The 22,144-nt window shown below is 70.4% G+C and carries 24 protein-coding genes; 15 read left to right on the forward strand and 9 right to left on the reverse strand.

Features of this window, described 5'->3' with window-relative positions:
- Positions 1-8: 8 nt before the first annotated feature.
- From NGK70_RS13055 to NGK70_RS13075, 5 genes are all read right to left on the reverse strand, one after another.
- Entirely contained in the window at positions 9-899 is an 891-nt protein-coding gene (locus NGK70_RS13055) for a 4-hydroxyphenylpyruvate dioxygenase (RefSeq protein ID WP_251973622.1), read from the reverse strand.
- Between the two features lie 86 nt (positions 900-985).
- Positions 986-1,891, reverse strand: a complete 906-nt coding sequence (locus NGK70_RS13060; RefSeq protein ID WP_251973623.1) for a shikimate dehydrogenase — start codon at positions 1,889-1,891, stop codon at positions 986-988.
- A 114-nt stretch (positions 1,892-2,005) separates the two neighbouring features.
- Positions 2,006-3,001 (reverse strand): TRAP transporter substrate-binding protein, encoded by a 996-nt coding sequence (locus tag NGK70_RS13065; RefSeq protein WP_251973624.1) that lies wholly within the window; start codon positions 2,999-3,001, stop codon positions 2,006-2,008.
- Positions 3,002-3,174: 173 nt separating this feature from the next.
- Entirely contained in the window at positions 3,175-4,455 is a 1,281-nt protein-coding gene (locus NGK70_RS13070; protein ID WP_251973625.1) for a TRAP transporter large permease subunit, read from the reverse strand.
- A 19-nt stretch (positions 4,456-4,474) separates the two neighbouring features.
- Entirely contained in the window at positions 4,475-5,059 is a 585-nt protein-coding gene (locus tag NGK70_RS13075) for a TRAP transporter small permease (protein WP_251973626.1), read from the reverse strand.
- 455 nt (positions 5,060-5,514) lie between these two features.
- On the opposite strand from NGK70_RS13075, the gene NGK70_RS13080 reads away from it, so the two are divergent.
- Positions 5,515-6,066 (forward strand): IclR family transcriptional regulator domain-containing protein, encoded by a 552-nt coding sequence (locus NGK70_RS13080; protein ID WP_251973627.1) that lies wholly within the window; start codon positions 5,515-5,517, stop codon positions 6,064-6,066.
- On the opposite strand, the gene NGK70_RS13085 is transcribed toward NGK70_RS13080, so the two are convergent.
- Together NGK70_RS13085 and NGK70_RS13090 are read right to left on the reverse strand one after the other, a co-directional pair.
- Positions 6,048-6,689 carry a c-type cytochrome gene (locus tag NGK70_RS13085; RefSeq protein ID WP_251973628.1) on the reverse strand — a complete coding sequence of 214 codons (642 nt, stop codon included), beginning with the start codon at positions 6,687-6,689 and terminating at the stop codon, positions 6,048-6,050. The genes NGK70_RS13080 and NGK70_RS13085 overlap by 19 nt on opposite strands.
- A 248-nt stretch (positions 6,690-6,937) precedes the next feature.
- Positions 6,938-7,165, reverse strand: a complete 228-nt coding sequence (locus tag NGK70_RS13090) for a hypothetical protein (protein WP_251968986.1) — start codon at positions 7,163-7,165, stop codon at positions 6,938-6,940.
- Between the two features lie 318 nt (positions 7,166-7,483).
- Here NGK70_RS13090 and NGK70_RS13095 point away from each other — a divergent pair, with 318 nt between their 5' ends.
- From NGK70_RS13095 to NGK70_RS13120, 6 genes are all read left to right on the forward strand, one after another.
- On the forward strand, positions 7,484-8,077 hold the full coding sequence (locus tag NGK70_RS13095; protein WP_251968987.1) for a helix-turn-helix domain-containing protein: 594 nt from the start codon (positions 7,484-7,486) through the stop codon (positions 8,075-8,077).
- Between the two features lie 103 nt (positions 8,078-8,180).
- Entirely contained in the window at positions 8,181-8,942 is a 762-nt protein-coding gene (locus NGK70_RS13100) for an HpcH/HpaI aldolase family protein (RefSeq protein ID WP_251968988.1), read from the forward strand.
- Between the two features lie 32 nt (positions 8,943-8,974).
- A complete protein-coding gene (locus tag NGK70_RS13105; RefSeq protein WP_251968989.1) occupies positions 8,975-9,826 on the forward strand; it encodes a cupin domain-containing protein in 852 nt (283 codons plus the stop codon).
- On the forward strand, positions 9,823-10,311 hold the full coding sequence (locus tag NGK70_RS13110) for a nuclear transport factor 2 family protein (RefSeq protein WP_251968990.1): 489 nt from the start codon (positions 9,823-9,825) through the stop codon (positions 10,309-10,311). Before NGK70_RS13105 ends, NGK70_RS13110 begins: the two co-directional genes overlap by 4 nt.
- A gap of 16 nt (positions 10,312-10,327) precedes the next feature.
- Positions 10,328-11,347, forward strand: coding sequence for a DODA-type extradiol aromatic ring-opening family dioxygenase (locus NGK70_RS13115; RefSeq protein ID WP_251968991.1), 1,020 nt, complete (start codon positions 10,328-10,330; stop codon positions 11,345-11,347).
- Positions 11,348-11,493: 146 nt separating this feature from the next.
- Positions 11,494-12,483, forward strand: coding sequence for a Bug family tripartite tricarboxylate transporter substrate binding protein (locus NGK70_RS13120; RefSeq protein WP_251968992.1), 990 nt, complete (start codon positions 11,494-11,496; stop codon positions 12,481-12,483).
- Between the two features lie 39 nt (positions 12,484-12,522).
- On the opposite strand, the gene mhpA is transcribed toward NGK70_RS13120, so the two are convergent.
- A complete protein-coding gene (mhpA, locus tag NGK70_RS13125) occupies positions 12,523-14,091 on the reverse strand; it encodes a bifunctional 3-(3-hydroxy-phenyl)propionate/3-hydroxycinnamic acid hydroxylase MhpA (RefSeq protein ID WP_251968993.1) in 1,569 nt (522 codons plus the stop codon).
- Between the two features lie 52 nt (positions 14,092-14,143).
- On the opposite strand from mhpA, the gene NGK70_RS13130 reads away from it, so the two are divergent.
- On the forward strand, positions 14,144-14,872 hold the full coding sequence (locus NGK70_RS13130; RefSeq protein ID WP_251968994.1) for an aspartate/glutamate racemase family protein: 729 nt from the start codon (positions 14,144-14,146) through the stop codon (positions 14,870-14,872).
- A gap of 29 nt (positions 14,873-14,901) precedes the next feature.
- On the opposite strand, the gene NGK70_RS13135 is transcribed toward NGK70_RS13130, so the two are convergent.
- Positions 14,902-15,756, reverse strand: coding sequence for a fumarylacetoacetate hydrolase family protein (locus NGK70_RS13135; protein WP_251968995.1), 855 nt, complete (start codon positions 15,754-15,756; stop codon positions 14,902-14,904).
- A 161-nt stretch (positions 15,757-15,917) separates the two neighbouring features.
- Here NGK70_RS13135 and NGK70_RS13140 point away from each other — a divergent pair, with 161 nt between their 5' ends.
- From NGK70_RS13140 to NGK70_RS13170, 7 genes are all read left to right on the forward strand, one after another.
- Positions 15,918-16,673, forward strand: coding sequence for an IclR family transcriptional regulator (locus NGK70_RS13140; protein ID WP_251968996.1), 756 nt, complete (start codon positions 15,918-15,920; stop codon positions 16,671-16,673).
- Between the two features lie 101 nt (positions 16,674-16,774).
- The gene (locus tag NGK70_RS13145; protein ID WP_251968997.1) at positions 16,775-17,254 is read left to right on the forward strand and encodes a PaaI family thioesterase; all 480 of its coding nucleotides are present in this window, start codon (positions 16,775-16,777) and stop codon (positions 17,252-17,254) included.
- Between the two features lie 91 nt (positions 17,255-17,345).
- Positions 17,346-17,807 (forward strand): type II RES/Xre toxin-antitoxin system antitoxin, encoded by a 462-nt coding sequence (gene parS / locus NGK70_RS13150; RefSeq protein WP_251968998.1) that lies wholly within the window; start codon positions 17,346-17,348, stop codon positions 17,805-17,807.
- A complete protein-coding gene (locus tag NGK70_RS13155; RefSeq protein ID WP_251968999.1) occupies positions 17,804-18,304 on the forward strand; it encodes an RES family NAD+ phosphorylase in 501 nt (166 codons plus the stop codon). The genes parS and NGK70_RS13155 overlap by 4 nt, the downstream gene beginning before the upstream one ends.
- Before the next feature lie 54 nt (positions 18,305-18,358).
- Positions 18,359-19,222, forward strand: coding sequence for an EamA family transporter (locus NGK70_RS13160; protein ID WP_251973772.1), 864 nt, complete (start codon positions 18,359-18,361; stop codon positions 19,220-19,222).
- Between the two features lie 155 nt (positions 19,223-19,377).
- Positions 19,378-20,787, forward strand: coding sequence for a 30S ribosomal protein S12 methylthiotransferase RimO (gene rimO / locus NGK70_RS13165; RefSeq protein WP_251969000.1), 1,410 nt, complete (start codon positions 19,378-19,380; stop codon positions 20,785-20,787).
- Between the two features lie 11 nt (positions 20,788-20,798).
- Positions 20,799-22,028, forward strand: coding sequence for a PLP-dependent transferase (locus NGK70_RS13170; RefSeq protein ID WP_251969001.1), 1,230 nt, complete (start codon positions 20,799-20,801; stop codon positions 22,026-22,028).
- The last annotated feature ends 116 nt before the right edge of the window (positions 22,029-22,144 follow it).

Below are 22,144 nucleotides of genomic sequence, written 5' to 3' on the forward strand. Positions count from 1 at the left end.
GAGGCTGCTCAGCGCGGGTCGTGGACGAACTCGAAGGTCGGGCCGGTGTCCGACGGCCGCGTCAGCGCGCCGCGGCTGCCGCTGTGCACGCCCGAGGGGGACTCGACGAAGTCCACGCCGCGCGCCTTCAGGACGGCCACCGAGGCCAGCACATCCGGCGTGCCGAAGGCCACGCGCTGCAGCAGTTCCTCCGGGTCGATGTCGATCGCATCCGGCGCCGGCTCGATCAGCTGCCAGTACAGCGTGCCGCAAGGGCTCGCCAGGATGCGGCCCTGGGTCAGCACGCCGAAGCTCTGTTCCGCCGGCAGCTCGGCAAAGCCGAACAGCTCGCCATAGAAGGCGCACCAATCGGCCAGCCGGTCGAAGCCGATGTACTGCACGATGCCGAACAGGTGCAGGTTGGCGATGGCCGGCGGGCGTGGGTCCACCGTGGGGATGGGCACGAAATCGACGTCGTAGATCGAGAACTCGCCGACCCGGTCGACGAAGTAGATGCGGCTCGCGCCCACGCCATGGATGGCGGGGATGTTCAGCTCCATCACCTCGACCTGGGTGGGCACGCCCCAGGCGCCCAGCTCCAGCACGCGCCGGTAGGCGCTGGCGGCGTCGCGCACGCGAAAGGCCACCGCGGCTATGGCGGCACGGTCCGGCAGCGGCGGGTCCTCCGGTGCGCGGTGGGCGTTGACGATGATGTTCATGTCGCCCTGGCGGTACAGCAGCACCTCGCGCGAGCGATGGCGCGCCACCGGCCGGAAGCCCAGCCGCTCCAGGCTCTGGCCGAGCGTCTGCGGCTTGGCCGTGGCGTACTCGATGAACTCGATGCCCTGCAGCCCGAGCGGGTTGGGCAACTCACCCAGGGCTTCGCGGGAATCCTTCGGGAGGGGGGCGGGACGGTTCATGTCGGGCAGATCCTCGTCTTGGGTGTCGTCGACCGGTCAAGCCGGGTTGGCTGTGGGCGGCAAGGTGCCACCGGTGCGCAGTGGCGTCAACCGTTCTGGCGCTCGCGCTCGGCGAGCAGGTGGTGGAAGTGGCGCTCCACCCGGGCGGCATCGGCGGTGCGGCCGGTGAACAGCTCGAAGGCGCCCAGCGCCTGGCCCACTGCCATGCCGCCGCCGTCGCTGATCGGGCAGCCGATGGCACGCGCGGCCTGCAGCAGGGCCGTTTCGAGCGGGAAGTACACCACTTCGGAGACCCACAGGTCCGGTCGCAGCAGCGCCGCATCCAGCGGCAGGCCGGGCAGCTTGGCCATGCCGGTGGGCGTGGCGTGGATCAGCCCGGTGGCGCCGGGCATGGCCTCCTCGGCGCTCTGGCAGGCACGGGCGCGCTGGCCGTCGTAGCGGGCGTTCAGCTCCAGCGCCAGGGCGGTGGCACGGGCGAGGTCGGCATCGACGATGCGCAGCTCACCCACGCCCAGGCGCAGCGCGGCATGGGCGATCGCCGCACCCGCGCCGCCGGCACCCAGCAGCACGACGCGTGACAGATCGGCCTCGGGCAGCGCACGGCGGAAGCCCCGTGCCCAGCCGGAGCCGTCGGTGTTGTGGCCGGTGAGGCGGCCGTCGCGGATCACCACGGTGTTGACGGCGCCCATGGCCCGGGCTTCGTCGGAGAGCTCGTCGAGCAGGGGGATCACCGCCTGCTTGCAGGGGTAGGTGATGTTCAGGCCGGCGAAGCCGATCTTGCGCGCGGCGTCCAGCAGGCCCGGCAGGTCGACCGCCGAGCCGTGGAATTTCTCCAGGTCGATCAGCTGGTAGTGCAGGCGCAGGCCGTGGTGGCGGGCCTCTTCCTGGTGCATCGCCGGGGTGAGCGACTGCTGGATGCCCGCGCCGATCAGGCCGAGCAGCACCTGGGGGCGGGCCGGCTCGAAGGCGACGGCGTCAGGCGTGGGAGTCATGGCGTAGGAACGACAACGTCCCGCCCGGGCCGTCTGGGCGACCCGGACCTGGACTGGGGCAGGGATGTGGAGAAAGGCGAGCGGGCGGCGGCGCGGTGGCGCCACCGCGCCGGCTTATTTGCGCAGCTTGGCCAGCTCGGCCTGCAGCTCGGTCACCGTGGCAGCGATGGCCGCACCGTGCTTCTCGACCACCGGCTTGAGCTTGTCGCGCAGCTTGGCCTGTTCGGCGGCGGAGAACTCGCTGACCTGCATGCCGGCCTTCTGCAGTTCCTGCAGGTCATCGGCGGACTTGTCCCGGTTGACCTTGCGCTGGTAGGCGGAGGCCTCGACGGCGGCGTCCTTCAGCACCTTGCGGTCGGCTTCGGACAGGCCGTCCCAGATCTTCTTGCTGAAGATGATCGACTGCGGGTTGTACTGGTGGTTGGTGACCGTGATGTGCTTCTGCACTTCATAGAACTTGTTGGCCAGGATCACCGACAGCGGGTTCTCCTGCCCGTCGATGGCCTTCTGTTCCAGACCGGCGTAGACCTCGGGGAAGGCCATCGGCGTGGGGTTGGCGCCCAGGGCCTTGACCCAGTCGACGTTGATCGCATTGGGGATCACGCGCAGCTTCAGGCCGGCCAGGTCCTCCACCGTCTTGATGGCGCGCTTGCTGTTGGTGATGTTGCGAAAGCCCAGCTCCACATAGGCGAGGCCGATGATGCCCTTGTCGGCCAGCAGGGCGTGCAGCTTCTGGCCGAAGGGGCCGTCCACCACCGCGTCCGCTTCCTTGGCGTTGGCGAACATGAAGGGGAAGTCGAACACCTCGAAGGCCTTGACCTGCGAGGCCAGGATGCCCGAGTTCAGCTGCACGAACTCGATCGTGCCGCCCTGCAGCGCCGACACGTTGGCCGCATCGCCGCCCAGCGTGCCGCCGGGGAAGACGTTGACCTTCATCTTGCCGCCCGACTTGGCAGCGACCAGCTCGGCGAACTTCTGGGCACCGATCTCCAGCGGGTGGCCCTTGGGGTTTTGCAGGGCGAACTTGAAAGTGCGCTCCTGGGCAGCAGCCAGGCCGCAGGCGGCCAGGGCGACAGTGGCCAGCACGGTCTTGATGAACAGACGCTTCATGGATGTCTCCAATTCAGGATGGAACGTACGCAGGGCATGGCGTGCCGGGTGGGGCGTACCAGGGTCACCCGGCAAGAGAAAGGTCTTGTCCAGCGGGCGCAGCGGATCCGGCTCCGCGGGTCGGCTTGCAGGCCGAACGGCTGGACCGGCGTCCGCCGCCACGGGGGTGGGCCTCAGTTCGCAAACCACTTGGCGGGGCCGGTGACCAGCCAGGGGAAGAACACCATCAGGAACATGACGATGAACTGCGCGGTCATGAAGGGGATGACGCCCCGGGTGACCTCGTCCATCTTCATGCGCCCGACGCCGGCCACCACGTTGAGCACGGTGCCCACGGGCGGGGTGATCAGGCCGATGGCGTTGTTGATGATGAACAGCACGCCGAAGTAGACCGGATCGATCCCCGCGGCCTTGACCACCGGCATCAGCACCGGGGTCATGATCAGGATGGTGGGCGTCATGTCCATCGCCGTGCCCACGGCCATCACCAGCACCATGATGGCGATCAGCAGCAGCGTCTGGTTGCCCATGAACGGCTGCAGCAGGGCGATCATCTTGCTCGGGATGTCGGCCACCGTGATGAGCCAGGCGCTGACCATCGCCGCAGCCACCAGGAACATGATCACCGCAGTGGTCTTGGCCGCGGCCACGAACACCTCGTGCAGTTGCCGCCAGTTCAACTCACGGTACACCAGCGTGGACACCAGCAGGGCATAGACGGCGGCAACCACGGCGGCCTCGGTGGGCGTGAACACGCCCATCTTCAGGCCCACGATCACGATCACCGGCAGCACCATCGCCCAGGTCGATTCCCGCAGCGCCTGCCAGCGTTCGGCAGCCGTGGCCTTCTTGGGCGGCTGGATGTTCTCCTTCTTGGCCACCCACCACCAGGCGATCGCAATCGACAGGCCCATCAACAGGCCCGGCACGATGCCGGCCAGGAAGAGCTTGGAGATGGACACGTTGGCCGCGACGCCGAAGATCACGAAGCCGATCGACGGAGGAATCACCGGAGCGATGATGCCGGCCGAGGCGATCAGGCCGCCCGACTTGGCCTTGTCGTGGCCCGCGGCCACCATCATCGGCAGCAGCAGGGCGGCCAGCGCGGCGGTGTCAGCCACTGCGGAGCCCGACAGCGCTGCGAGCATGCAGGCTGCCAGGATGGCCACGAAGCCCAGGCCGCCGCGCTTGTGGCCCACCAGGGTGAGCGCCAGCTTGACGATGCGCCGGCTCAGGCCGCCCACGTTCATGATCTCGCCGGCCAGCATGAAGAAGGGCACCGCCAGCAGCGGAAAGGAGTCGGCCCCGTTGATCACGTTCTGCGCCAGGATCTGCGCATCGAACATGTCCAGGTGCCACATCAGTGCCACGCCCGACAGCAGCAACGAGTAGGCGATCGGCACGCCTAGCGCCATGGCCGCCAGCAGCGAGCCCAGGAAGATGAAGATGGTCATCGCGGTGATCCAGCGCTGCTCACTTGGGGAAAGTCATGGAGTGCGGGCCTTGGCCCAGCTTGGGGGTGTCCTGCAGGTGCAGCGCCTCGACCTGCGCCAGGTCCTCGGACTCCTGGCTCATGGTCAGCTCGGCTTCGGTGGCCTGGCCGCTGACGGTGCGCCACAGTTGCAGCAGCAGCAGCACGGCGCTGGAGACGGCGAACACGACGCCCGAGGCATAGAAGATCGCCACCGACGCGCCGGTGACAGGGGCCTCGACCTCCCAGTTGATCCTGGCCTGTGCCAGGCTGCCAGAGAACAGCAGCCAGGTGGCGTACAGCATCAGCGCCTGCGACAGCGCGGCCAGGACGCGCTTGGCCGCCAGCGGCACACGCGAAGTCAGCATGTCGGTGCCCAGGTGGCCATGCTCCTTGAGCGCGATGATGGCGCCCAGGAAGGTCATCCACACGAACAGCCAGCGCGAGACCTCCTCCGACACGGTGATGCCGGAGTTGAAGGCGTAGCGCATCACCACGTTGCCGAAGACGAGCACCACCATCAGCGCCAGCAGCAACGTGATGCACCACTCCAGCGCTTTGCAGTAACCATTGATCAATTTGTTCATACCGGTCTCCAAGGAGCAGGAGGGCCTTGACCGCCGGAGGGGGCAGGCCGGTCGGAAGGGGCCGTCAGGATGCATCGATCCGCCCGGCGAATTTTGTACGAACTGGTTAGTTTTTAATTAGGGATTAACCCGGATCAAGGCGCGGCCCCGGCGAACGGCGTCATTCGCTGTCAAGCGGGGCGCCGGCTCACTGGCCGCCGCGGGCCTTGTCGACGGCGGTGCAGACCTCCCTGACCAGCGGTTCCCCCCGTTCAAGGGTGAATCTGCCGAGCAGGCGCATCCTCCGATCGTCCGATCGTCCGATCGGCCAGGACTGCCTGCCGCGTCGCGGGCCACCTTGGGTTGGTAGTTGGCGGTCTCGGTGGTGTCGTCCTGCAGGATCTTGCGCTCGGTGCGCACCGGCATCCCGCGCATGGCGGCGCGGCGGCACCTGCTCAGCCTGTGCCACTTCGGTCATGCCGGCACGGACGGGACGGACTCCCGGCGCCCAAGGGGAGACGGTCAACGTCAGCGTGCTCGACGGCCACGAGGTGGTCTACGTGGCGCGCAGCAACAGGCTGCGGGTGGGGTGCGTCGGCTTCCATGCCGGGGTGCGCATCCCCGCCCCTGTGGCGAGCCCGGGAACCTTGCTGCAGCGCACCCGGGCCGACGAGGACCTGCTCGCCTGGGTGGCCTCACGCGAGTTCGCCGGCTTCACGTCGAACACGCTGGTGGATCCGCCCGCCCTCCTGACGCAGGTGCGGGCAGTGCGCGGCCAAGCCCCCTGCGTCCTGCGCGGCGGGTTGGACGTGGGCCGGTCAGGGGTGTCGGTGGTGTTGCGCGACCGCTTTGGCGAGGCCAGGGCGACGGTGGGCATGACGGTCCAGAGCCAGGCCTGGAGCCTGGGGCAAATCGTCGCGAGGCTGGTGCCAGCCCTGCACGACACCACGCAGACCCTGCGGCCACTGATCGAGGCCGACCAAGTCGATCCCGGCCGCAGGAGGGGCGGTCAGAGTGACTGCAGATAGGCCGCCACGGCCCGCATCTGGCCCGGCGTCAGGCCGGCCACTTCGGCCTTCATCAGCACCCCGTGAGGACGCAGGCTGGTGCTGAACACCTGCATCTGCCGCAGCAGGTAGCCGGCGTGCTGCCCGGCCAGGCGCGGGAAGCCGGCCGCGCCCTCGGCCTTGTCGCCGTGGCAGCTGGCGCAGGCGCGCACGCCACGCGCGGGCATTCCCTCTTCAAACAGCCGCTGGCCGGTGCGCAGCACCGCGGGTGGGGCCTTGCTGCGCCCGGCGGGCGGTGTCTGCGCCGCGTAGTAGCCAGCCAGCGACTGGATCGTGGCGTCGTCCAGCAATGCGGAGACGCCCCACATGTAGGCCTTGCTGTCGGTCTCGGCGCGCTGCTGGGCGCGGAAGTCCATCAGCTGGCGCGCGGTGTACTGCGCCGGCTGGCCGGCCAGCGAGGGGTAGGCGCCCGTCGTGCTGCGCCCGCCTTCGCCGTGGCAGGCGGCGCAGACGTGCACCGCGCGGCGCGCCAGGTCGCTGCCATCGGGCATGTCCTGGGCGCGGGCGGTGCCGGCCAGCGTCAAGACGGCGGCCAACGCGAGCGCGGCGCGGGCAGCCAGGGATGGAACGGTTGATCTCGTCATGTCTCCTCCAAAGCCTTGCCAGCGCACAGGCGCCGGACAACGGCAGCGACAAGCAAGACCGGGGCCGCCGCCAACGACGGGGCAGTCAGGGAGGAAAACCGATGGATATCAAGTCAGGCCGGCCAGCAGCGGGCCAGCCTGTGCCGGCGGCGCAACAGGCTGTCACGCGGGTCGGGGACGCCCGGTCTTTCCCCGGCGGCCAACAAGTCACCTGCCGGTAGGCCATGCAGGCCGGCACCCCGGCCCGTTCACCGCTGCGTGCTGGACAGGCCCTGCGGCAACAGGATCACCGTGGTGTCAAGGACGTCGCCCTTGCGCTGCTCAAACCGCCACTGACCCGTGCTGTGCCAGGTCACGCAATCCTCACCCGGGGTGGTGTTGGGGATCGGAAAGCTCGTGCAGTAGGAATCGCCAACCACCCGCGCGGTCCCGGCCAGCTTCTCCGCCCAGCCGTTGGGGCAGCGAATGAAAAGCACGCGCCCTGTACCCTGCGCGGCGTTCAGGAGGGTGCATTGACTGGCCTTGTGCACACCGGCGTAGCTGAACTTGCCATCCAGCCACGACTGAAATTGACTCTACGCCAGGGAACGAATGGCCCGTTGACAGCTATCAACCCGCTGCCTCTCACGGGAGAGGCGGTGGGCTGGACCGGCTTGGCGCGTGCGATACCCACCTACCGACTTACCGACCTCCAGACCCCCGGCCCGTCGGCTCGCCTGCTCCCCCGTCCGGGACGGTCGCGAGGCAGGAACCGCCGGCAGAATCCCTGCCGTCCCGCTGATGAGTGCGCCCGCATGCCTGCCACCCCGAGCCTGCCGAGTTCTGCCGAAACGACCCGTCCAGGAGCGGCAGACGCCATCCGCGCCGTCGTGCGTGCACTGCGCCTGCTGCGGTTGATGAACGAGCGGCCGGTGTGGACGCTGCACGAACTGCACCAGGCGAGCACCCTGCCCAAGGCGACGCTGTCGCGCCTGCTGGCCACGCTGCGGCTGGAGGGCTACGTGGCGGCGGAGGCCACGCCAGGGCTGTACCGGCTGGCCGGCAAGGTGCGCGAGCTGGATGGCGGCTACACCGAGGGCAGTCGGCTGGTGGACGCGGGGCGACCGATCCTGCTGCAGGTCACGCGGGAGATCAAGTGGCCGCTGGCGCTGGCAACGCTGGACGTGGACGCAATGGTGGTGCGTTTCTCGTCGATGCCCTACAGCCCGCTGGCGGTGCACACCACCACGCTGGCGGTGCCGGTGTGCGTGGCCGGGGAGGCGGTGGCGGCGCTGTCGATGACCACTTTCGGCCGCTCGATGACCGCCGCGGTGGTGGAGCGGCACCGGCCGATCCTGGCCGAGACAGCCCAGGCAATCGCGGCGGCATTCAGCGCGGACGGGAGCTGAATCGCGCAGCAGCGCATTCCGCCAGCCGGAATCCGGCGCCGCTGCGCTGGTCGCCACGGACTGACGGTCGGACACTGGGCCGTCACCCTTCGACGCCCCAGTGATGACGCCTTTCACCCCATTCACGCCGTTCCAACTCCCCTTGGACCGGCGCACGGTCGCCACCTTCGTCAAGACCGACAGCCCGCAGGTGGTCGAGGTGCTGGGCCTGTGCGGCCTGGACTACGTGGTGCTGGACGCGGAGCACGCGCCCTTCGACCGCCAGACGATGGACCGCATGGTCTTCGCCGCCCGCGCGGTGGGGATGCCGATGCTGGTGCGCGTGCCCGACCACCGCGACGCGACGATCCTGTCGGTGCTGGACCTGGGCGCGCACGGCATCGTCGTGCCGCACGTGGACTCGGCGGCTGACGCAGTCAATGTGGTCAGCGCCACTCGCTTCATCGGCGGGCGGCGCGGCATGTCGCTGTCGGCGCGCTTTGGCGGCTACGGCACCCGCAGCCGGGCCGAGGCGGTGGCCGAGGCCGACCGCACGCTCATCGTCTGCCAGATCGAGAGCGCTGCCGCGGTGGAGGTGGTGGCCGAGATCGCCGCTGTGCCGGGCATCGGTGGCCTGCTCATCGGCCGGGCCGACCTGGCGATGTCGATGGGTGTGGACGGCCCGCGCCACCCGCAGGTGCTGGCCGCCGTGGATCGGGTGCTCGCGGTGGCCCGGGCCCAGCGCCTGCCCGTCGTGATGGCCGTGGGAGCCGATGCGGAGGTGGCCGAGTTCGCCGCCCTCGGGGCGCAGTCCTTCATCGTCGGCTCGGACCAGTCGCTGCTGCGCCAAGCCGCGAGCCGGCTGCCCGGGCTGTTGCCCGGCTGAGTTCCGATTCTTGGCCATCCCTTCAGACCACCATGAACGCCCCTGCCCGCAACGTCTCCGTTGCCGATCACTCGGTCGATCCGCCCACCCTGCGCGAGGCCGATGGCGCGCCCACCTGGGTGACCCGCGCCAGCCACCTGGTGACGGCCATCACCCAGGCTGCGGCCGGCACCCGGCTGGTCGTGGAGGCCAACCCGGACGAGTCCCTGGTGCTCCTGCCGGACTGCGGCGCGCGGGTCACCACCGCCGCCGGCAGCCAGACCGTGCCGGCCAACCGCCTGCTGATCCTGCCGCCGGGCGACAGCACGCTGGAGCTGCTCGGCCCCGGCTGGGTGCTGCGCGCCTTCACGACGCGGCAGCGAGCGCTGGCGGCGCAGGCGGTGAACGCAGCGGACTTCGCCGAGCCGCACGCCGATGTGGCGCCGCTGCGGGACTGGCCGGTGCCGGTGGATGGCTGGAAGCTGCGTGTCTACGACCTGGACGCTGCGCTGGCGGATGGCGAGAAGACGCGGGTGTTCCGAAGCGCCAACCTGATGATCAACATCCTGCGTGAACGGCAGGAAGCGCGCGACGTGCGGGCGCTGTCACCGCACTCGCACAGCGACTTCGAGCAGGCCTCGGTGACGCTGCGCGGCGTGCACCTGCACCACCTGCGCTGGCCCTGGACGCCGGACATGACCACCTGGCGAGACGACACGGCGCTGCAGGTGGGCGCGCCCTCGGTGACCGTGATTCCGCCGACCGTGGTGCACACCACCCGCAACCTGGGCGCCGGCCCGGCGCTGCTGATCGACCTGTTCGCCCCGCCGCGGCTGGACTTCTCGCTGCGAGCGGGCATGGTGCGCAATGCCGACGAGTACCCGATGCCGGGGAGTGCCGCATGAGCCTGGATCTGAACCTGAGTCTGGACGATCGTCTTCAGCGGGCGCTGATCCGCAGCGAGATCGAGACGCTGAACGCCGAATTCGCCTTCCTGATCGACCACGACCGCTCGGACGAGGTGCCCGAGCTCTTCACCGAGGACGGCAGCTACGGCCGTGAGGGGGGAGGACGCAGCACCGGCCGGGATGCGTTGCGCACGGTCTATGCGATGCGTGCGGCCCGCGGGATGCGCACCGCGCGGCACCTGTTCACCAACCTGCGGCTGGAGTTCGTCAGCGAGCGCGAGGTGCACGGCCACACCATCCTGCTGCTCTACGCGGAGGACGGCCCGCCACCGCACCCGGCCGAGGCCAACCTGGTGTCCGACTACCGGGACGTCTACCGCCTGGGCGACGACGACCGCTGGCGCTATGCCTCGCGCACCGTGACGCACCAGTTCAAGCACCCGGGCAACAAGCCCATCGTGCTGCCGCTGGGCCAAGCTTGACCCGATTGGAATCCTCATGACAACGAACACCCCCACCACCGCCGCACCGGCGATGTTCGGCTGCGTCTCGCACTCGCCGCTGATCGCCATCCGCCCGAAGGCCCCCCCGCAGGAGCCGGAGATCCTGGCGCACTGCGAGGCCTTCCGCGCGCAGGTGGAGGCTTTCCGGCCCGACCGCCTCCTCTTCTTCACCAACAACCACTTTGCCGGCTTCCACTACGCCAACATGCCGGCCTACTGCGTGGGCACGGCCGCGCAGGCGGTGCCCGACCTGGGCGGCGCAGCCGGCGAGATCCCGGTGCCCTCGGCCGACGCCATCGCGCTGATCGAGCACCTGCGCCGTGAGGGCTTCGACCCCGGCATTTCCTACAAGATGAGCGTGGACCATGCGGTGTCCCAGCCGCTGTTGCGGCTGATCGGCGCGATCGACCGCTACCCGCTGATCCCCGTGTTCATCAGCGTTTTCACGCCGCCGCTGATGCGCTTCAGGCGCAGCCGGCTGATCGGCGAGGCGGTGGGCCGCTGGATCGCCGCCGGTGCCGCTGCCGGTACGCGCACGCTCATCATGGGCTCGGGCGGCATCTCGCACCACCCGGTGCGCTACTTCCCGCTCATGGGCACCGCCGAGCCGCGCGTGCACGGCTACCAGCTGGAGGGCGAGCGCGGCGGCACGATGACCGACGAGCAGTGGTTCACCCGCTTTGCCGACATGCACATCGAAGGCGCCGAGATGGTGCTGGACGGGCGGCGCACCGCCAAGGACATGCGCTTCAACGAGGCCTTCGACCGCGACTTCCTGGATCGCCTATGCGCGGGCGACCTCGCCAGCATGGACGACTGGGACCCGGCCGAGCTGGTGGCGAAGGCCGGCGTCGGTGCCCTGGAACTGCACCTGTGGATCGCCGCGATGGCCGCTTATCGCACGGTGGCTGGCGCCACGGGCAGCGAAGCGGCCGAATCGTCCCTGGTGCGCTACTACGCCGCGACGCCGGAGTACGGCACCGCCTACGGCATGGTGTATGGCCTGATGACCTGATGCCGAAGATGGTGCAAGCTGCGCCGTGGCCTGCGTAGTGTCGGTTTGTCCGACTGACCGTCCGTGCATCCGATGCCGCCGCCACTGTGTCCGACCTGCACACCCCCCCTTCTTTATTTCCCACACCCGAACGAGGAGACCGCCCCATGAAGACCCTTCGACCCAACCGCCGTACCGCGCTGCTGGCGCTGATGGCGGCCGCTGGTGCCGCCACGACCGGCCCCGCTGCCGCGCAGGAGTACCCCAGCAAGCCGCTGAAGATCATCGCGCCGTTCCCCGCCGGCACCGGGCCGGACGCGAACACGCGTGAGATCGCGGCCGAACTGGCCAAGGTGCTGGGCCAATCGGTGGTGGTGGAGAACAAGCCGGGCGCGTCGACCACCATCGGCATGGCCGCCGGGGCCGCCGCCGCACCGGATGGCTACACGCTGGTGATGGGCTCCACCACTTCGATGTCGGTGGTGCCGCACCTGTACAACAAGGTGCCGTACCGGCATGACAAGGACTTCGTGCCCATCAGCGTCGTCGGCCTGCTCAACACGGCGCTGACCGCCAATGTCGGCGTCAAGGAAAACACCGCCAAGGAGCTGATCGCCCGCCTCAAGACCAACCCTGACGCGGTGGTGGCCGGCACGCAGGGCGTGGGCAGCTACTCGCATCTGGCGGGCGAGTGGTTTGCCGCCGGGGCCGGGCTGAAGATGCGTTTCATCCCCTATGCCACCACCAGCCCGTACACCGACCTGATCGGCGGGCAGGTGCAGGTGATCTTCGACGCGCTGCCGGCGGCCATCGGCAACGTGCGCGCCGGCAAGCTCAAGATCCTGGCGCTGACCGGCAAGGCACGGCACCCGAAGTTCCCGGACGTGCCCACCTTCGCCGAGGCCGGCATCACGAACTACAGCCCCACCGCCTGGATCGGCCTGTTCGCCCCGGCCGGCACACCCAAGCCGGTGGTCGACAAGCTGGCCGACGCGATGCAGAAGGCCGCCAGCCAGAACCCGGCGCTGATCGAGAAGTGGCAGTCCTACGGCGGCGAGCTCAAGGCGATGACCCCCGAGGCCTTCGCCGCCTTCCTGAAGGAAGACAACGCGCTCTGGGGCCAGGCCATCAGCCGCGCGGGCATCAAGCTGGATTGATCGGGGCGGCCTCGGCCGCGGGCGGCGCCCCGGCCGGGATCAGTCGGCCACGCTGCCCAGTTTGACGAGCAGCTGCTCCAGCCGTGCCGGCAGGGCGGCGAGGTCGCTGCAAGCGTCGCAGACGTAGCGGTCCGGCCGCAGGATGACGGCGGCCAGGCGCTGATCGGCCAGCCAGGTGTCGATGCGGTCGCCGCCGTCGGCCAGCACGGCAGCGCCCAGCGCCTGGGCGGCGCGTTCGGCAGCGGGCGGCAGCGCCTCGCCCCGGCGCAGCAGCAGCGCCCAGCGCGCGCCGATCACGTCGTCCAGCCAGCGCCCATCGGGCAGGGTGTGTTGCGGGGCGACCTTGCCGACGCAGGCGGCGGCATCAGGTTCTCCCGCAAGGTGCAGGCCGGCGCCCAGCGCCGGGGTGGGGAAGGGGAACTGCAGGCCCTCGGCCTTCAGGCGGTGGTCGCGCTCGGCGGCACGGGCCGGGTCCAGCTCCTGGATCACCTCGCCCACCTGCACCGCCAGCGCGATGAACTCGCGCACGTGCGGGATGCGTTCGGGCGCGTAGGTGGCCAGCAGCGCCTCGCCAGTGGCCGGTTGCTGAATGGCCTGCGCCAGCTTCCAGGCCAGGTTGGCGATGTCGCGCAGCGCCGCGCACAGCCCCTGGCCGAGGAAGGGCGGCGTCTGGTGCGCCGCGTCGCCGGCCAGCAGCACCCGGTGGTCCTGCCAGCGGCGCGCCACGCGGGCGTGGAAGACGTAGGCAGACGCCCGCTCCAGCCGCGCCTGGCTGGGTTGCACCCAGCGTGCCAGCAGCGGCCAGATCCGCTCCGGCTCCGTCATGGCCTGCGCGTCCTCGCCGGGGCGCAGCATGATCTCCCAGCGGCGGCGCAGCGGGTGCACGTAGATGGAGGTGGCCGGGCGGGTCGGGTCGCAGTGCTGCACGGTGTGCTCGGGCAGGTCCAGTGGGTGGTTCAATACGCCGTCCACCACCAGCCAGGTGTGAGCGTCACCGAGCTCCTCGAAGTCCTCCGCGTCGATCAGCCGCCGCACGGTGGAGCGAGCGCCGTCGCAGCCCACCAGCCAGCGCGCGCGCAGGCGCAGCGGGGCGCCCAGATCCAGGTCCCAGGCCTCGGCCTCGACCCCCTCGACGTCCTGCGACAGGCCCCGCAGCTCCAGCCGTTCGCGCAGGCGCACGGTCGGGTAGCGCGCCAGGCCCTGCCGCAGCACCGCCTCCAGGTCGGGCTGGTGGAAGTAGTAGTCGTTGTGCCAGCCCTGCGAGCCCAGGCCGACCTGGCCCAGGCGCACCAGCAGGGTTTCGCCCACGGCGTTGACCCAGTGCATGCTGTGGCCCGGGCGCAGGACGGGCATGGCCGCTTGCGCGAGGCCCATCGACTGGATCACCCGCATCGTCTCACCGTCCAGGTGCACCGCCCGCGGGATCTGCAGCACGCCCGGGTGGCGGTCGATCAGCAGCACCGACAGGCCCGCCTTGCCCAGCAGGTTGGCCAGCCCGACCCCGGACGGACCGGCGCCGACGATCAGGACGTCCCAGACGCCACCCCGGCGGTCATCGGGCGGCGAGCGGCGCGGCGCGCTGGCGGCGGGGAGGGATGAGTGGCTCATGAATGCTCCTTGATGGATATCTCAACCAATGAGAATCAACGAAAATGCCAGGATGACCTCTGACCTGCCCGCATCGTCCCCTTGCGCCCCAGCGGTCGCGGTGGCCGCTGCCGATACGCCCCGCATCGCCCTGATCCACGCCCTGGCTGCCTCGGTCGAGCCGATCAACCAGGCGCTGCAGGCCCGGTGGCCTGAAGCGCGGCGGATGAACCTGCTGGACGACAGCCTGTCCGCCGACCTTGCCGCTTCACCGGGTGGGCTGGATGCGGCGATGACCGCGCGCTTCCTGGCGCTGGCCGACTACGCGGTGGGCACCGGCGCGAACGCCATCCTCTTCACCTGCTCGGCCTTCGGTCCCTGCATCGACGCCGTCAAGGCCCGCCACTCCGGCCTGCCGGTGCACAAGCCGAACGAGGCGATGGTCGACGCCGCCGCGGCCTGGGCTGCCGAGGCCGGCGCGGGGTCGAAAGTCGGGCTGCTTGCCACCTTTGCGCCGACGCTGGCCAGCATGCCGCTGGAGTTCCCGCCCGCGGTCGTCCTTGACACCGAGCTGGCCGACGGCGCCCTGGCGGCCCTGCAGGCCGGTGACGCGGCGGGGCACGACCGCATCGCCGTCGAGGCCGCCCACCGGCTCGCCGCGCGCGGCTGCGGGGTGATCGCCCTGGCCCAGTTCAGCCTGGCGCGCGCTGCAGCGGCCATCGAGGCGGCGCTGGGCCTGCCGGTGTTGACCACGCCGGACAGCGCGGTGGCCGCGCTGAAACGGCGCCTGGCAGGCGGTTGAGCGGCCGGCCGGGCGCCGCGACGGGGGCTTCAGCCTTCAGCGGCGATCGGGTTGCGCAGCGTGCCGATCTTGTCGACCACGATCTCGCAGACGTCGCCCGGCTTCATCCACACCGGCGGGCTGCGGCGCGCACCCACGCCACCGGGCGTGCCGGTGACGATCACGTCACCCGGCTGCAGCGGGGCGATGGTCGAGACGTAGGCGATCTGCCTGGCGATCGAGTGGATCATCATCTCGGTGGTGGCGTCCTGCAGCACCTGGCCGTTGAGCACGGTCTGCAGGCGCATCACGGTGCCGAAGGGGATCTCGTCGGCCGTCACCATCCAGGGGCCGAAACCGCCGGTGCGCCAGAAGTTCTTGCCCGGCACCCACTGCGAGGTGTGCTTCTGCCAGTCGCGGATCGAGCCGTCGTTGTAGCAGGCGTAGCCGGCGATGTACCCGGCCACGTCGGCTTCCTGGATCCGGCGGCCGGCCTTGCCGATCACCACCGCGATCTCGGCCTCGTAGTCCACCTGGGTGGACTCCGGCGGGGCGATGATGGCCTGGTCATGGCCGACCTGCGAATCCGCCACGCGCAGGAAGAAGGTGGGCTGCTCGGTCACCTCGCGGTTGGTCTCGCGCACGTGTTCGCCGTAGTTCAGGCCGCAGCACCAGATCTTTCCGGGTCGGGGGATCACGGGCAGCAGCGTGACGTCGCCGAGGTGGAACTCTGCGGCCCGGCCCTGAACGGCAGCCGCGGCCTCCCCCAACGCATCGGCCGCCAGCAGGGCCTGCAGATCCGCGTAGCGCCCGCCGAGCGCCTCGCGCAGGTCGACGACGCCGTCCTCACCCACCACCGCGCCGAAGCTTGCCTGTCCATTGCGCTCGTAGCTCACCAGTTTCATGCTGTGTCCTTGTTGAATGAAATTACATAAATCTCAATATATGAGATTAAATGACTTCTTCTGACCCTTGTCAACCCGACCAGACCCGCGGCAGCGCCTCTGGGACAATGGCGGCCCCTTCCGTCCACCGCCACGCGCCGTCGCGCCAGGAGCCACGTTCCATGACCAGCCCGGCCCGGGTCTTCGCCATCCTGGATCTGTTCACCCGGGAGCGCCCCACCTGGCACGCCGACGAGATCAACGACGCGCTGGGCTACTCGCGCGCCACCGGCTACCGCTATGTACGCGAGCTGGTCGATGCCGGCTTCCTGCAGAAGGTCACCGCCGGCCGCTACGGCCTGGGCGCACGCATCATTGAGCTGGACTACCAGCTGCGCCAGAGCGACCCGGTGCTGCTGGCCGCCGCCCCGCTGATGCCGGCGCTGGTGGCCACCACCGGGCTGGACGCGGTGCTGTCGGCCATGTTCGGCCCCAACCGCATCATCGACACCCACCGCGAGCGCGCCGCCGGCGGGCTGGAGCTGCAGTACGGTCGCGGGCGCCCCCGCCCACTGCTGCGCGGGGCGTCACCGCGCGTGCTGGTGGCGCACCTGCCGCGGGCCGCGCTGCTGCGGCTCTACGAGGCGCATGCCGCCGAGATCGCCGAACTGGGCCACGGCGCCACCTGGGCGGAGTTCCGCACCCGCATGGCCGCGCTGCGCGCCGAAGGCATGGCGCTGTCGCTGGGCGAACTCGACCCCGGCGTCGGGGCCGCGGCGGTGCCGATCTTCAACGGCGAGGACGAGGTGGTCGGCGCACTGGCCCTGGTGGGCACCGTGCAGCGCCTGCGCGAGATCGGCAACCCCCAGCTGCGCGCCTGGCTGGACGACGCGGCCTGCTGCATCCGCGCGGCGCTGGCCGCCGCACCGCGGGTTTGAGCAGCGGGCGGCGTTCCACGCACCGGAATGTCACCAGCCGGACGCCCGTGCGGCGATGCAGCGGATAGGATCTGATCTCATTATTTGAGATTCCAATCTGCATGACGACCGCCGCCGCCCCAACCGCTGCCTCCCCCGACTCCGACCCCAAGGCGCCCGCCGAACACTGGTGGCACCGCATGCAGCGCGGTGAGCTGCCCCCGCCGCCGGTGGCCCGCCTGCTGGGCGCCACGATCGTGCGCGTCGACCGCGAGGCCGGCGAGCTGGATGTGGACTACGCCCCCCGCGCCGATTTCGCCAACCCGGCCGGCGGTATGCAGGGCGGCATGCTGGGCGCGATGCTGGACGACCTCACCGCCAGCCTGGTCGACTCGACGCTGGCCGCCGGCGAGGCGCCTGCCACCGTGAGCCTGAACCTCAGCTACCTGCGCCCGGCCCGCATCACCCCGATGCAGGGCCGCGCGCGCCTGATGCGCCGTGGGCGCGACGTCTGCCACGTCAGCGGCGAGCTGCTGCAGGACGGCAAGGTGGTGGCCAGTGCGGTGGCGGTGTGCTCGATCATCAAGCTGCGGGCGCCCTGACCCGGCCGAGGGGGAGGGGATCGCTGGCCTGTTCTGGCCTTCTGACGACAGGTGGCGTAAGATCATTTGACACTTGTCGCAAGGGGGCTCGATGTCTGCCATTCTTCACGTTGCCGAGGCGGTGCCGCGCAGCTGGAATCCGTCGGGCGCGACGGCGCTGCAGTTCGCGCGTCAGCTCACGCCACTGCAAACCCACGACCTGGTCACCCAAGGGCTGCCGGCCAGCACGGCGCGCGAGTTGCTGGCGTCGTTTCGGCAGATCGACCGCGACGCCCTGCTGCGCGCCGTGGGCGTCAGCGAACGCACCCTGCAGCGCGCGCTGGCAGGCAACAAGCCGCTGGACAGCAACGCCAGCGACCGCACGCTGCGCCTGGCCGCCATCACCGAACTGGCCAGCGAGGTGCTGGGCAACCAGGACGAAGCCGAGCGCTGGCTGGCCGCACCGGCCCTGGCGCTGGACCAGCGCCGCCCGATCGACCTGTTGCAGAGCAGCGAAGGCAGCGAACTGGTGAAGGCGCTGCTGGTGCGCATGGACCACGGGGTCTACACGTGACGCCGCTGCCCGCTGCCCTGGGTGGCAGCGGTGCGGTGGTGGCGTGGCGGCTGGAGCGCGACAAGTTCCTCACCAGTTGGCCGCGGGCCGAAGGGGCCTTCCTGGTCGGTGGACGCTGGTCCAGCCCCGGGCGGCGGGTGATCTACACCGCGCTGGACCCCTCCACCGCGATCCTGGAGGTGGCCGTGCACAAGGGCTTTGCGGCGTTGGACGTGCTGGCGCACAGCCTGCTGCAACTGTCGATCACCGACCCCGCAGCGGTCCACGTCCTGCCGCCGGCCGGTGTGCCGGAACCCGCCTGGCTGCGGCCGGGCAGCGTGAGCGCAGCACAACAGCGCTTTGGCGATGCGCTGCTGGATGCGCACCCGATGGTCGCGCTGCCGAGCGTGGTCAGCCGGCATGCCTGGAACCTGCTGATCGATGCGGCGGTGGTGCCGCCGTACGCCGTCCAAGCACTGGAGCCGTTCAACCTGGACCCCCGGCTGCGTCCGGCGTGAAGGGCGGATGGCGGATGACCCCGGGGTGTTAGCCTCGCCCCGGTGAATCGCCCCCTGCCGCCCCTGCACCTGCTGCTCGCCCTTGCCGTCGTCACGATCTGGGGCAGCAATTTCGTCATCATCAAGCTCGCCTTGACCAAGCTGCCGCCGCTGCTGTTCGCGGCGCTGCGCTTCACCTTCGCGCTGCTGCCGGCGATGTGGTTCCTACCGCGGCCGAAGGTGCCCTGGACCCAGCTGGCTGCCTACGGCCTGCTGATCGGCGCCGGGCAGTTCGGCCTGCTGTACATCGCGCTGACCGGGCACATCACGCCGGGGCTGGCCTCGCTGGTGATCCAGACGCAGGTGTTCTTCACCATCGCGCTGGCCATGTGGTTCTCCGGCGAGCGTCCCCGCGGGGTGCAGGGGCTGGCGCTGCTGCTGGCGGGCGGCGGCATCGGGCTGATCGCGCTGAACACCGGCGGCGAGACGCGCGTCACCGGCCTGGCGCTGGTGCTCTGCGCGGCCCTGAGCTGGGCGGCAGGCAACATCGTCGCCACCCGGGCCAAGGGCGTGAACACGCTCGCCTACGTGGTTTGGGCCAGCGCCTGGGCGATCGGGCCGCTGCTGGCGCTGTCGCTGGCGGTGGAAGGTTGGCCGGCGATCCGAGCCAGCCTGGCGGTGGCCGGGCCGGAGGTCTGGGCCGCGGTGCTCTGGCAGTCCTGGGGCAACACCCTGATCGGCTACACCGCCTGGGCCTGGCTGTTGGCACGTCACCCGGCGGCCACCATCTCCCCGCTGGCCCTGCTGGTGCCGGTGGTGGGCATGAGCAGTTCCGCCTGGTGGCTGGGTGAGCCGTTGCCGGCCTGGAAGCTGGCCGCTGCGGGGCTGGTGATCGCCGGGCTGGGCCTGAACCTGCTGGCGGCGCGGCGCCGGGCCTGAACACGCGCGGCGGGGCAGGGCCACGGGCACTCCCGCCGTGCCCGCTTCTGCCCCAGGACGGCCCGGGAGGTCCCGAACCAGTTGGGCCGCGATCCTGACCACCCGAGGTGACCTTCCGGCGCGACCCGATCGCCTCACCTGAGACAATCCTGCCCATGAGCGAACAAGTTTCCAACGCGGCCGCTGCCGGCGCCGCCGCCCCCCGCATCGGCTTCGTTTCCCTGGGCTGCCCGAAGGCGTTGACCGATTCCGAGCTGATCCTCACCCAGCTCAGTGCCGAGGGCTATGCGACCAGCAAGACCTTTCAGGGCGCCGACCTGGTGATCGTCAACACCTGCGGCTTCATCGACGATGCGGTCAAGGAAAGCCTGGACACCATCGGCGAGGCGCTGGCCAAGAACGGCAAGGTCATCGTCACCGGCTGCCTGGGCGCCCGCTCCGGCGCGGACGGTGGCAACCTGGTGCAGGGCGTGCACCCCAGCGTGCTGGCCGTCACCGGCCCGCACGCGACGCAGGAGGTGATGGACGCGGTGCACGCCCACGTGCCCAAGCCGCACGACCCCTTCGTCGATCTGGTGCCCGCGACACATGTACCAGGGGTGGGCATCAAGCTCACGCCCAAGCACTATGCCTATCTGAAGATCAGCGAGGGCTGCAACCATCGCTGCAGCTTCTGCATCATCCCCAGCCTGCGCGGCGACCTGGTCTCGCGCCCGGTGGGAGACGTGCTGGGCGAGGCGCAGCGGCTGTTCGAGTCCGGCGTCAAGGAGCTGCTGGTCATCAGCCAGGACACCTCGGCCTATGGCGTGGACGTCAAGTACCGCACCGGCTTCTGGGACGGCAAGCCGGTCAAGACCCGCATGCTCGACCTGGTCGCCCGCCTGGGCGAGCTGGCCAAGCCCTACGGCGCCTGGGTGCGGCTGCATTACGTCTACCCCTACCCGCACGTGGACGAGGTGATCCCGCTGATGGCGCAGGGCCTGGTGCTGCCCTACCTGGACGTGCCCTTCCAGCATGCCCACCCCGACGTGCTCAAGCGCATGAAGCGCCCCGCCAGCGGCGAGCGCAACCTCGAGCGCATCCAGGCCTGGCGCGCCGCCTGCCCGCAGATCGTGGTCCGTTCGACCTTCATCGCCGGCTTCCCGGGCGAGACCGAAGCGGAGTTCGCCTACCTGCTGGACTTCCTCAAGGAAGCGCAGATCGACCGCGCCGGCTGCTTTGCCTACTCGCCGGTCAACGGCGCGGCCGCCAACGACCTGCCCGGCGCGCTGCCCGACGCGCTGCGCGAGGAGCGCCGCGCGCGCTTCATGGCGGTGGCCGAGGCGGTGTCCACCGCCAAGCTGGCGCAGCGCGTGGGTGCCACGATGCAGGTGCTGGTCGACAGCGCTCCGGCGCTGGGCCGCAAGGGCGGCGTGGCGCGCACCTATGCGGACGCGCCGGAGATCGACGGCACCGTGAAGATCCTGCCGCCCACCAAGGCGTCGAAGACGATGAAGGTCGGCGACTTCGCCCGCGTGCGCATCATCGGCACGGCGGGGCACGACCTGGTCGGCGAGCTGGTCTGAAGGAGAGGGCCATGGCCGACCATGACGTTTCCGAACCGGCCGAGGGCGATGCCCTCGCCACCCGCCTCATCCACCACGCCTACCGCGCCCCGGCGGACTGGGACGCCATCCCGCCCGGAGTGTTCAAGGCCTCCACCGTCTTCTTCCCGAACGTGCAGGCGCTGCGCGAGCGGCGCTGGATCGACAAGAGTGCCTACACCTACGGCCTGAAGGGCACGCCCACCACCTACACGCTGGAGGCCCGCCTGGCCGAACTGGAGGGGGCCGAGCATGTGATGCTGCTGCCCAGCGGGCTGGCGGCGATCACGTTGGTGGATCTGGCGCTGCTGAAAGCCGGCGACGAGGTGGCGCTGCCGGACAACGTCTACGGCCCCAATCTCGCGCTGGCCCAGCACGAGCTGCGCGGCTGGGGCATCGGCCACCAGATGTACGACCCGCTGGACGTCGCCTCGCTGGCCCAGGCGCTGACGCCGGCCACCAAGCTGGTCTGGCTGGAGGCGGCCGGCTCGGTGACGATGGAGTTCCCGGACCTGCGCGGCCTGGTGCGCTGCGTGCGCGAGCGGGCCCCGCAGGCGCTGATCGCCATCGACCACACCTGGGGCGCGGGGCTGGCCTTCAAGCCCTTTGATCTGGGGAACGGGACGGGGGAGGGGCAGGCGGTGGACATCGCAGTGCACGCGCTGACCAAGTTCCCCTCCGGCGGCGGTGACGTGCTGATGGGCTCGGTGGCCTGCCGCGACCGCGCGCTGCACGAGCGGCTCTGCTGGACGCACAGCCGCCTGGGCTTCGGCGTCGGCGCCGACGATGCCGCGGCCATCCTGCGCGGGCTGCCGACGATGGAGCTGCGCTACCGCACGCAGGACCAGGCCGCCCGCCGCATCGCTGCCTGGGCGCTCACACGCGGTGAGTTCTCCCGCGTGCTGCACCCGGCGCTGCCGGGTTCGCCCGGCCACGAGCACTGGGCCGCCCACTGCGAGCTGGCCGCCGGCCTGCTGACGCTGGAGATGCAGCCGCGCTACGGCAGCGCGCAGGTGGACGCCTTCATCGACGCGCTGCGGCTGTTCCGCATCGGCTGGTCCTGGGCCGGCCCGGTCAGCCTGGTGGCGCCCTATGAGGCCCGGCGCATGCGCCAGCTGCCCACGCCCTACCAGGGCACGCTGGTGCGGCTGTGCATCGGGCTGGAGGACGTGGGGGATCTGATCCGGGATCTGGAGCGGGCGCTGGCCGTGCTGCCCGCCTGACGGGTCGATCGGCAGGGGCACCGGAGCGGCACCCCGGGGTCACTCCTTGCCGCCGCTCGACACCTTGTGCCGCATCAGACGGCCCTTTTGGCTGCGCCGAAAGGGCCGTCGCGGCT

The sequence above is a fragment of the Sphaerotilus microaerophilus genome, from assembly GCF_023734135.1.
Taxonomy (GTDB): Bacteria; Pseudomonadota; Gammaproteobacteria; order Burkholderiales; family Burkholderiaceae_C; genus Sphaerotilus; species Sphaerotilus microaerophilus.

What these genes read in the sequence shown, in the direction of transcription:
- NGK70_RS13075 (WP_251973626.1), bottom strand. Translation starts at nt 5,059, where the DNA reads ATGAACAAATTGATCAATGGTTACTGCAAAGCGCTGGAGTGGTGCATC.
- NGK70_RS13055 (WP_251973622.1), bottom strand. Translation starts at nt 899, where the DNA reads ATGAACCGTCCCGCCCCCCTCCCGAAGGATTCCCGCGAAGCCCTGGGT.
- parS (WP_251968998.1), top strand. Translation starts at nt 17,346, where the DNA reads ATGTCTGCCATTCTTCACGTTGCCGAGGCGGTGCCGCGCAGCTGGAAT.
- NGK70_RS13145 (WP_251968997.1), top strand. Translation starts at nt 16,775, where the DNA reads ATGACGACCGCCGCCGCCCCAACCGCTGCCTCCCCCGACTCCGACCCC.
- rimO (WP_251969000.1), top strand. Translation starts at nt 19,378, where the DNA reads ATGAGCGAACAAGTTTCCAACGCGGCCGCTGCCGGCGCCGCCGCCCCC.
- NGK70_RS13170 (WP_251969001.1), top strand. Translation starts at nt 20,799, where the DNA reads ATGGCCGACCATGACGTTTCCGAACCGGCCGAGGGCGATGCCCTCGCC.
- NGK70_RS13110 (WP_251968990.1), top strand. Translation starts at nt 9,823, where the DNA reads ATGAGCCTGGATCTGAACCTGAGTCTGGACGATCGTCTTCAGCGGGCG.
- NGK70_RS13085 (WP_251973628.1), bottom strand. Translation starts at nt 6,689, where the DNA reads ATGACGAGATCAACCGTTCCATCCCTGGCTGCCCGCGCCGCGCTCGCG.
- NGK70_RS13095 (WP_251968987.1), top strand. Translation starts at nt 7,484, where the DNA reads ATGCCTGCCACCCCGAGCCTGCCGAGTTCTGCCGAAACGACCCGTCCA.
- NGK70_RS13100 (WP_251968988.1), top strand. Translation starts at nt 8,181, where the DNA reads ATGACGCCTTTCACCCCATTCACGCCGTTCCAACTCCCCTTGGACCGG.
- NGK70_RS13060 (WP_251973623.1), bottom strand. Translation starts at nt 1,891, where the DNA reads ATGACTCCCACGCCTGACGCCGTCGCCTTCGAGCCGGCCCGCCCCCAG.
- NGK70_RS13140 (WP_251968996.1), top strand. Translation starts at nt 15,918, where the DNA reads ATGACCAGCCCGGCCCGGGTCTTCGCCATCCTGGATCTGTTCACCCGG.
- NGK70_RS13080 (WP_251973627.1), top strand. Translation starts at nt 5,515, where the DNA reads ATGCCGGCACGGACGGGACGGACTCCCGGCGCCCAAGGGGAGACGGTC.
- mhpA (WP_251968993.1), bottom strand. Translation starts at nt 14,091, where the DNA reads ATGAGCCACTCATCCCTCCCCGCCGCCAGCGCGCCGCGCCGCTCGCCG.
- NGK70_RS13120 (WP_251968992.1), top strand. Translation starts at nt 11,494, where the DNA reads ATGAAGACCCTTCGACCCAACCGCCGTACCGCGCTGCTGGCGCTGATG.
- NGK70_RS13105 (WP_251968989.1), top strand. Translation starts at nt 8,975, where the DNA reads ATGAACGCCCCTGCCCGCAACGTCTCCGTTGCCGATCACTCGGTCGAT.
- NGK70_RS13135 (WP_251968995.1), bottom strand. Translation starts at nt 15,756, where the DNA reads ATGAAACTGGTGAGCTACGAGCGCAATGGACAGGCAAGCTTCGGCGCG.
- NGK70_RS13065 (WP_251973624.1), bottom strand. Translation starts at nt 3,001, where the DNA reads ATGAAGCGTCTGTTCATCAAGACCGTGCTGGCCACTGTCGCCCTGGCC.
- NGK70_RS13115 (WP_251968991.1), top strand. Translation starts at nt 10,328, where the DNA reads ATGACAACGAACACCCCCACCACCGCCGCACCGGCGATGTTCGGCTGC.
- NGK70_RS13070 (WP_251973625.1), bottom strand. Translation starts at nt 4,455, where the DNA reads ATGACCATCTTCATCTTCCTGGGCTCGCTGCTGGCGGCCATGGCGCTA.
- NGK70_RS13130 (WP_251968994.1), top strand. Translation starts at nt 14,144, where the DNA reads ATGACCTCTGACCTGCCCGCATCGTCCCCTTGCGCCCCAGCGGTCGCG.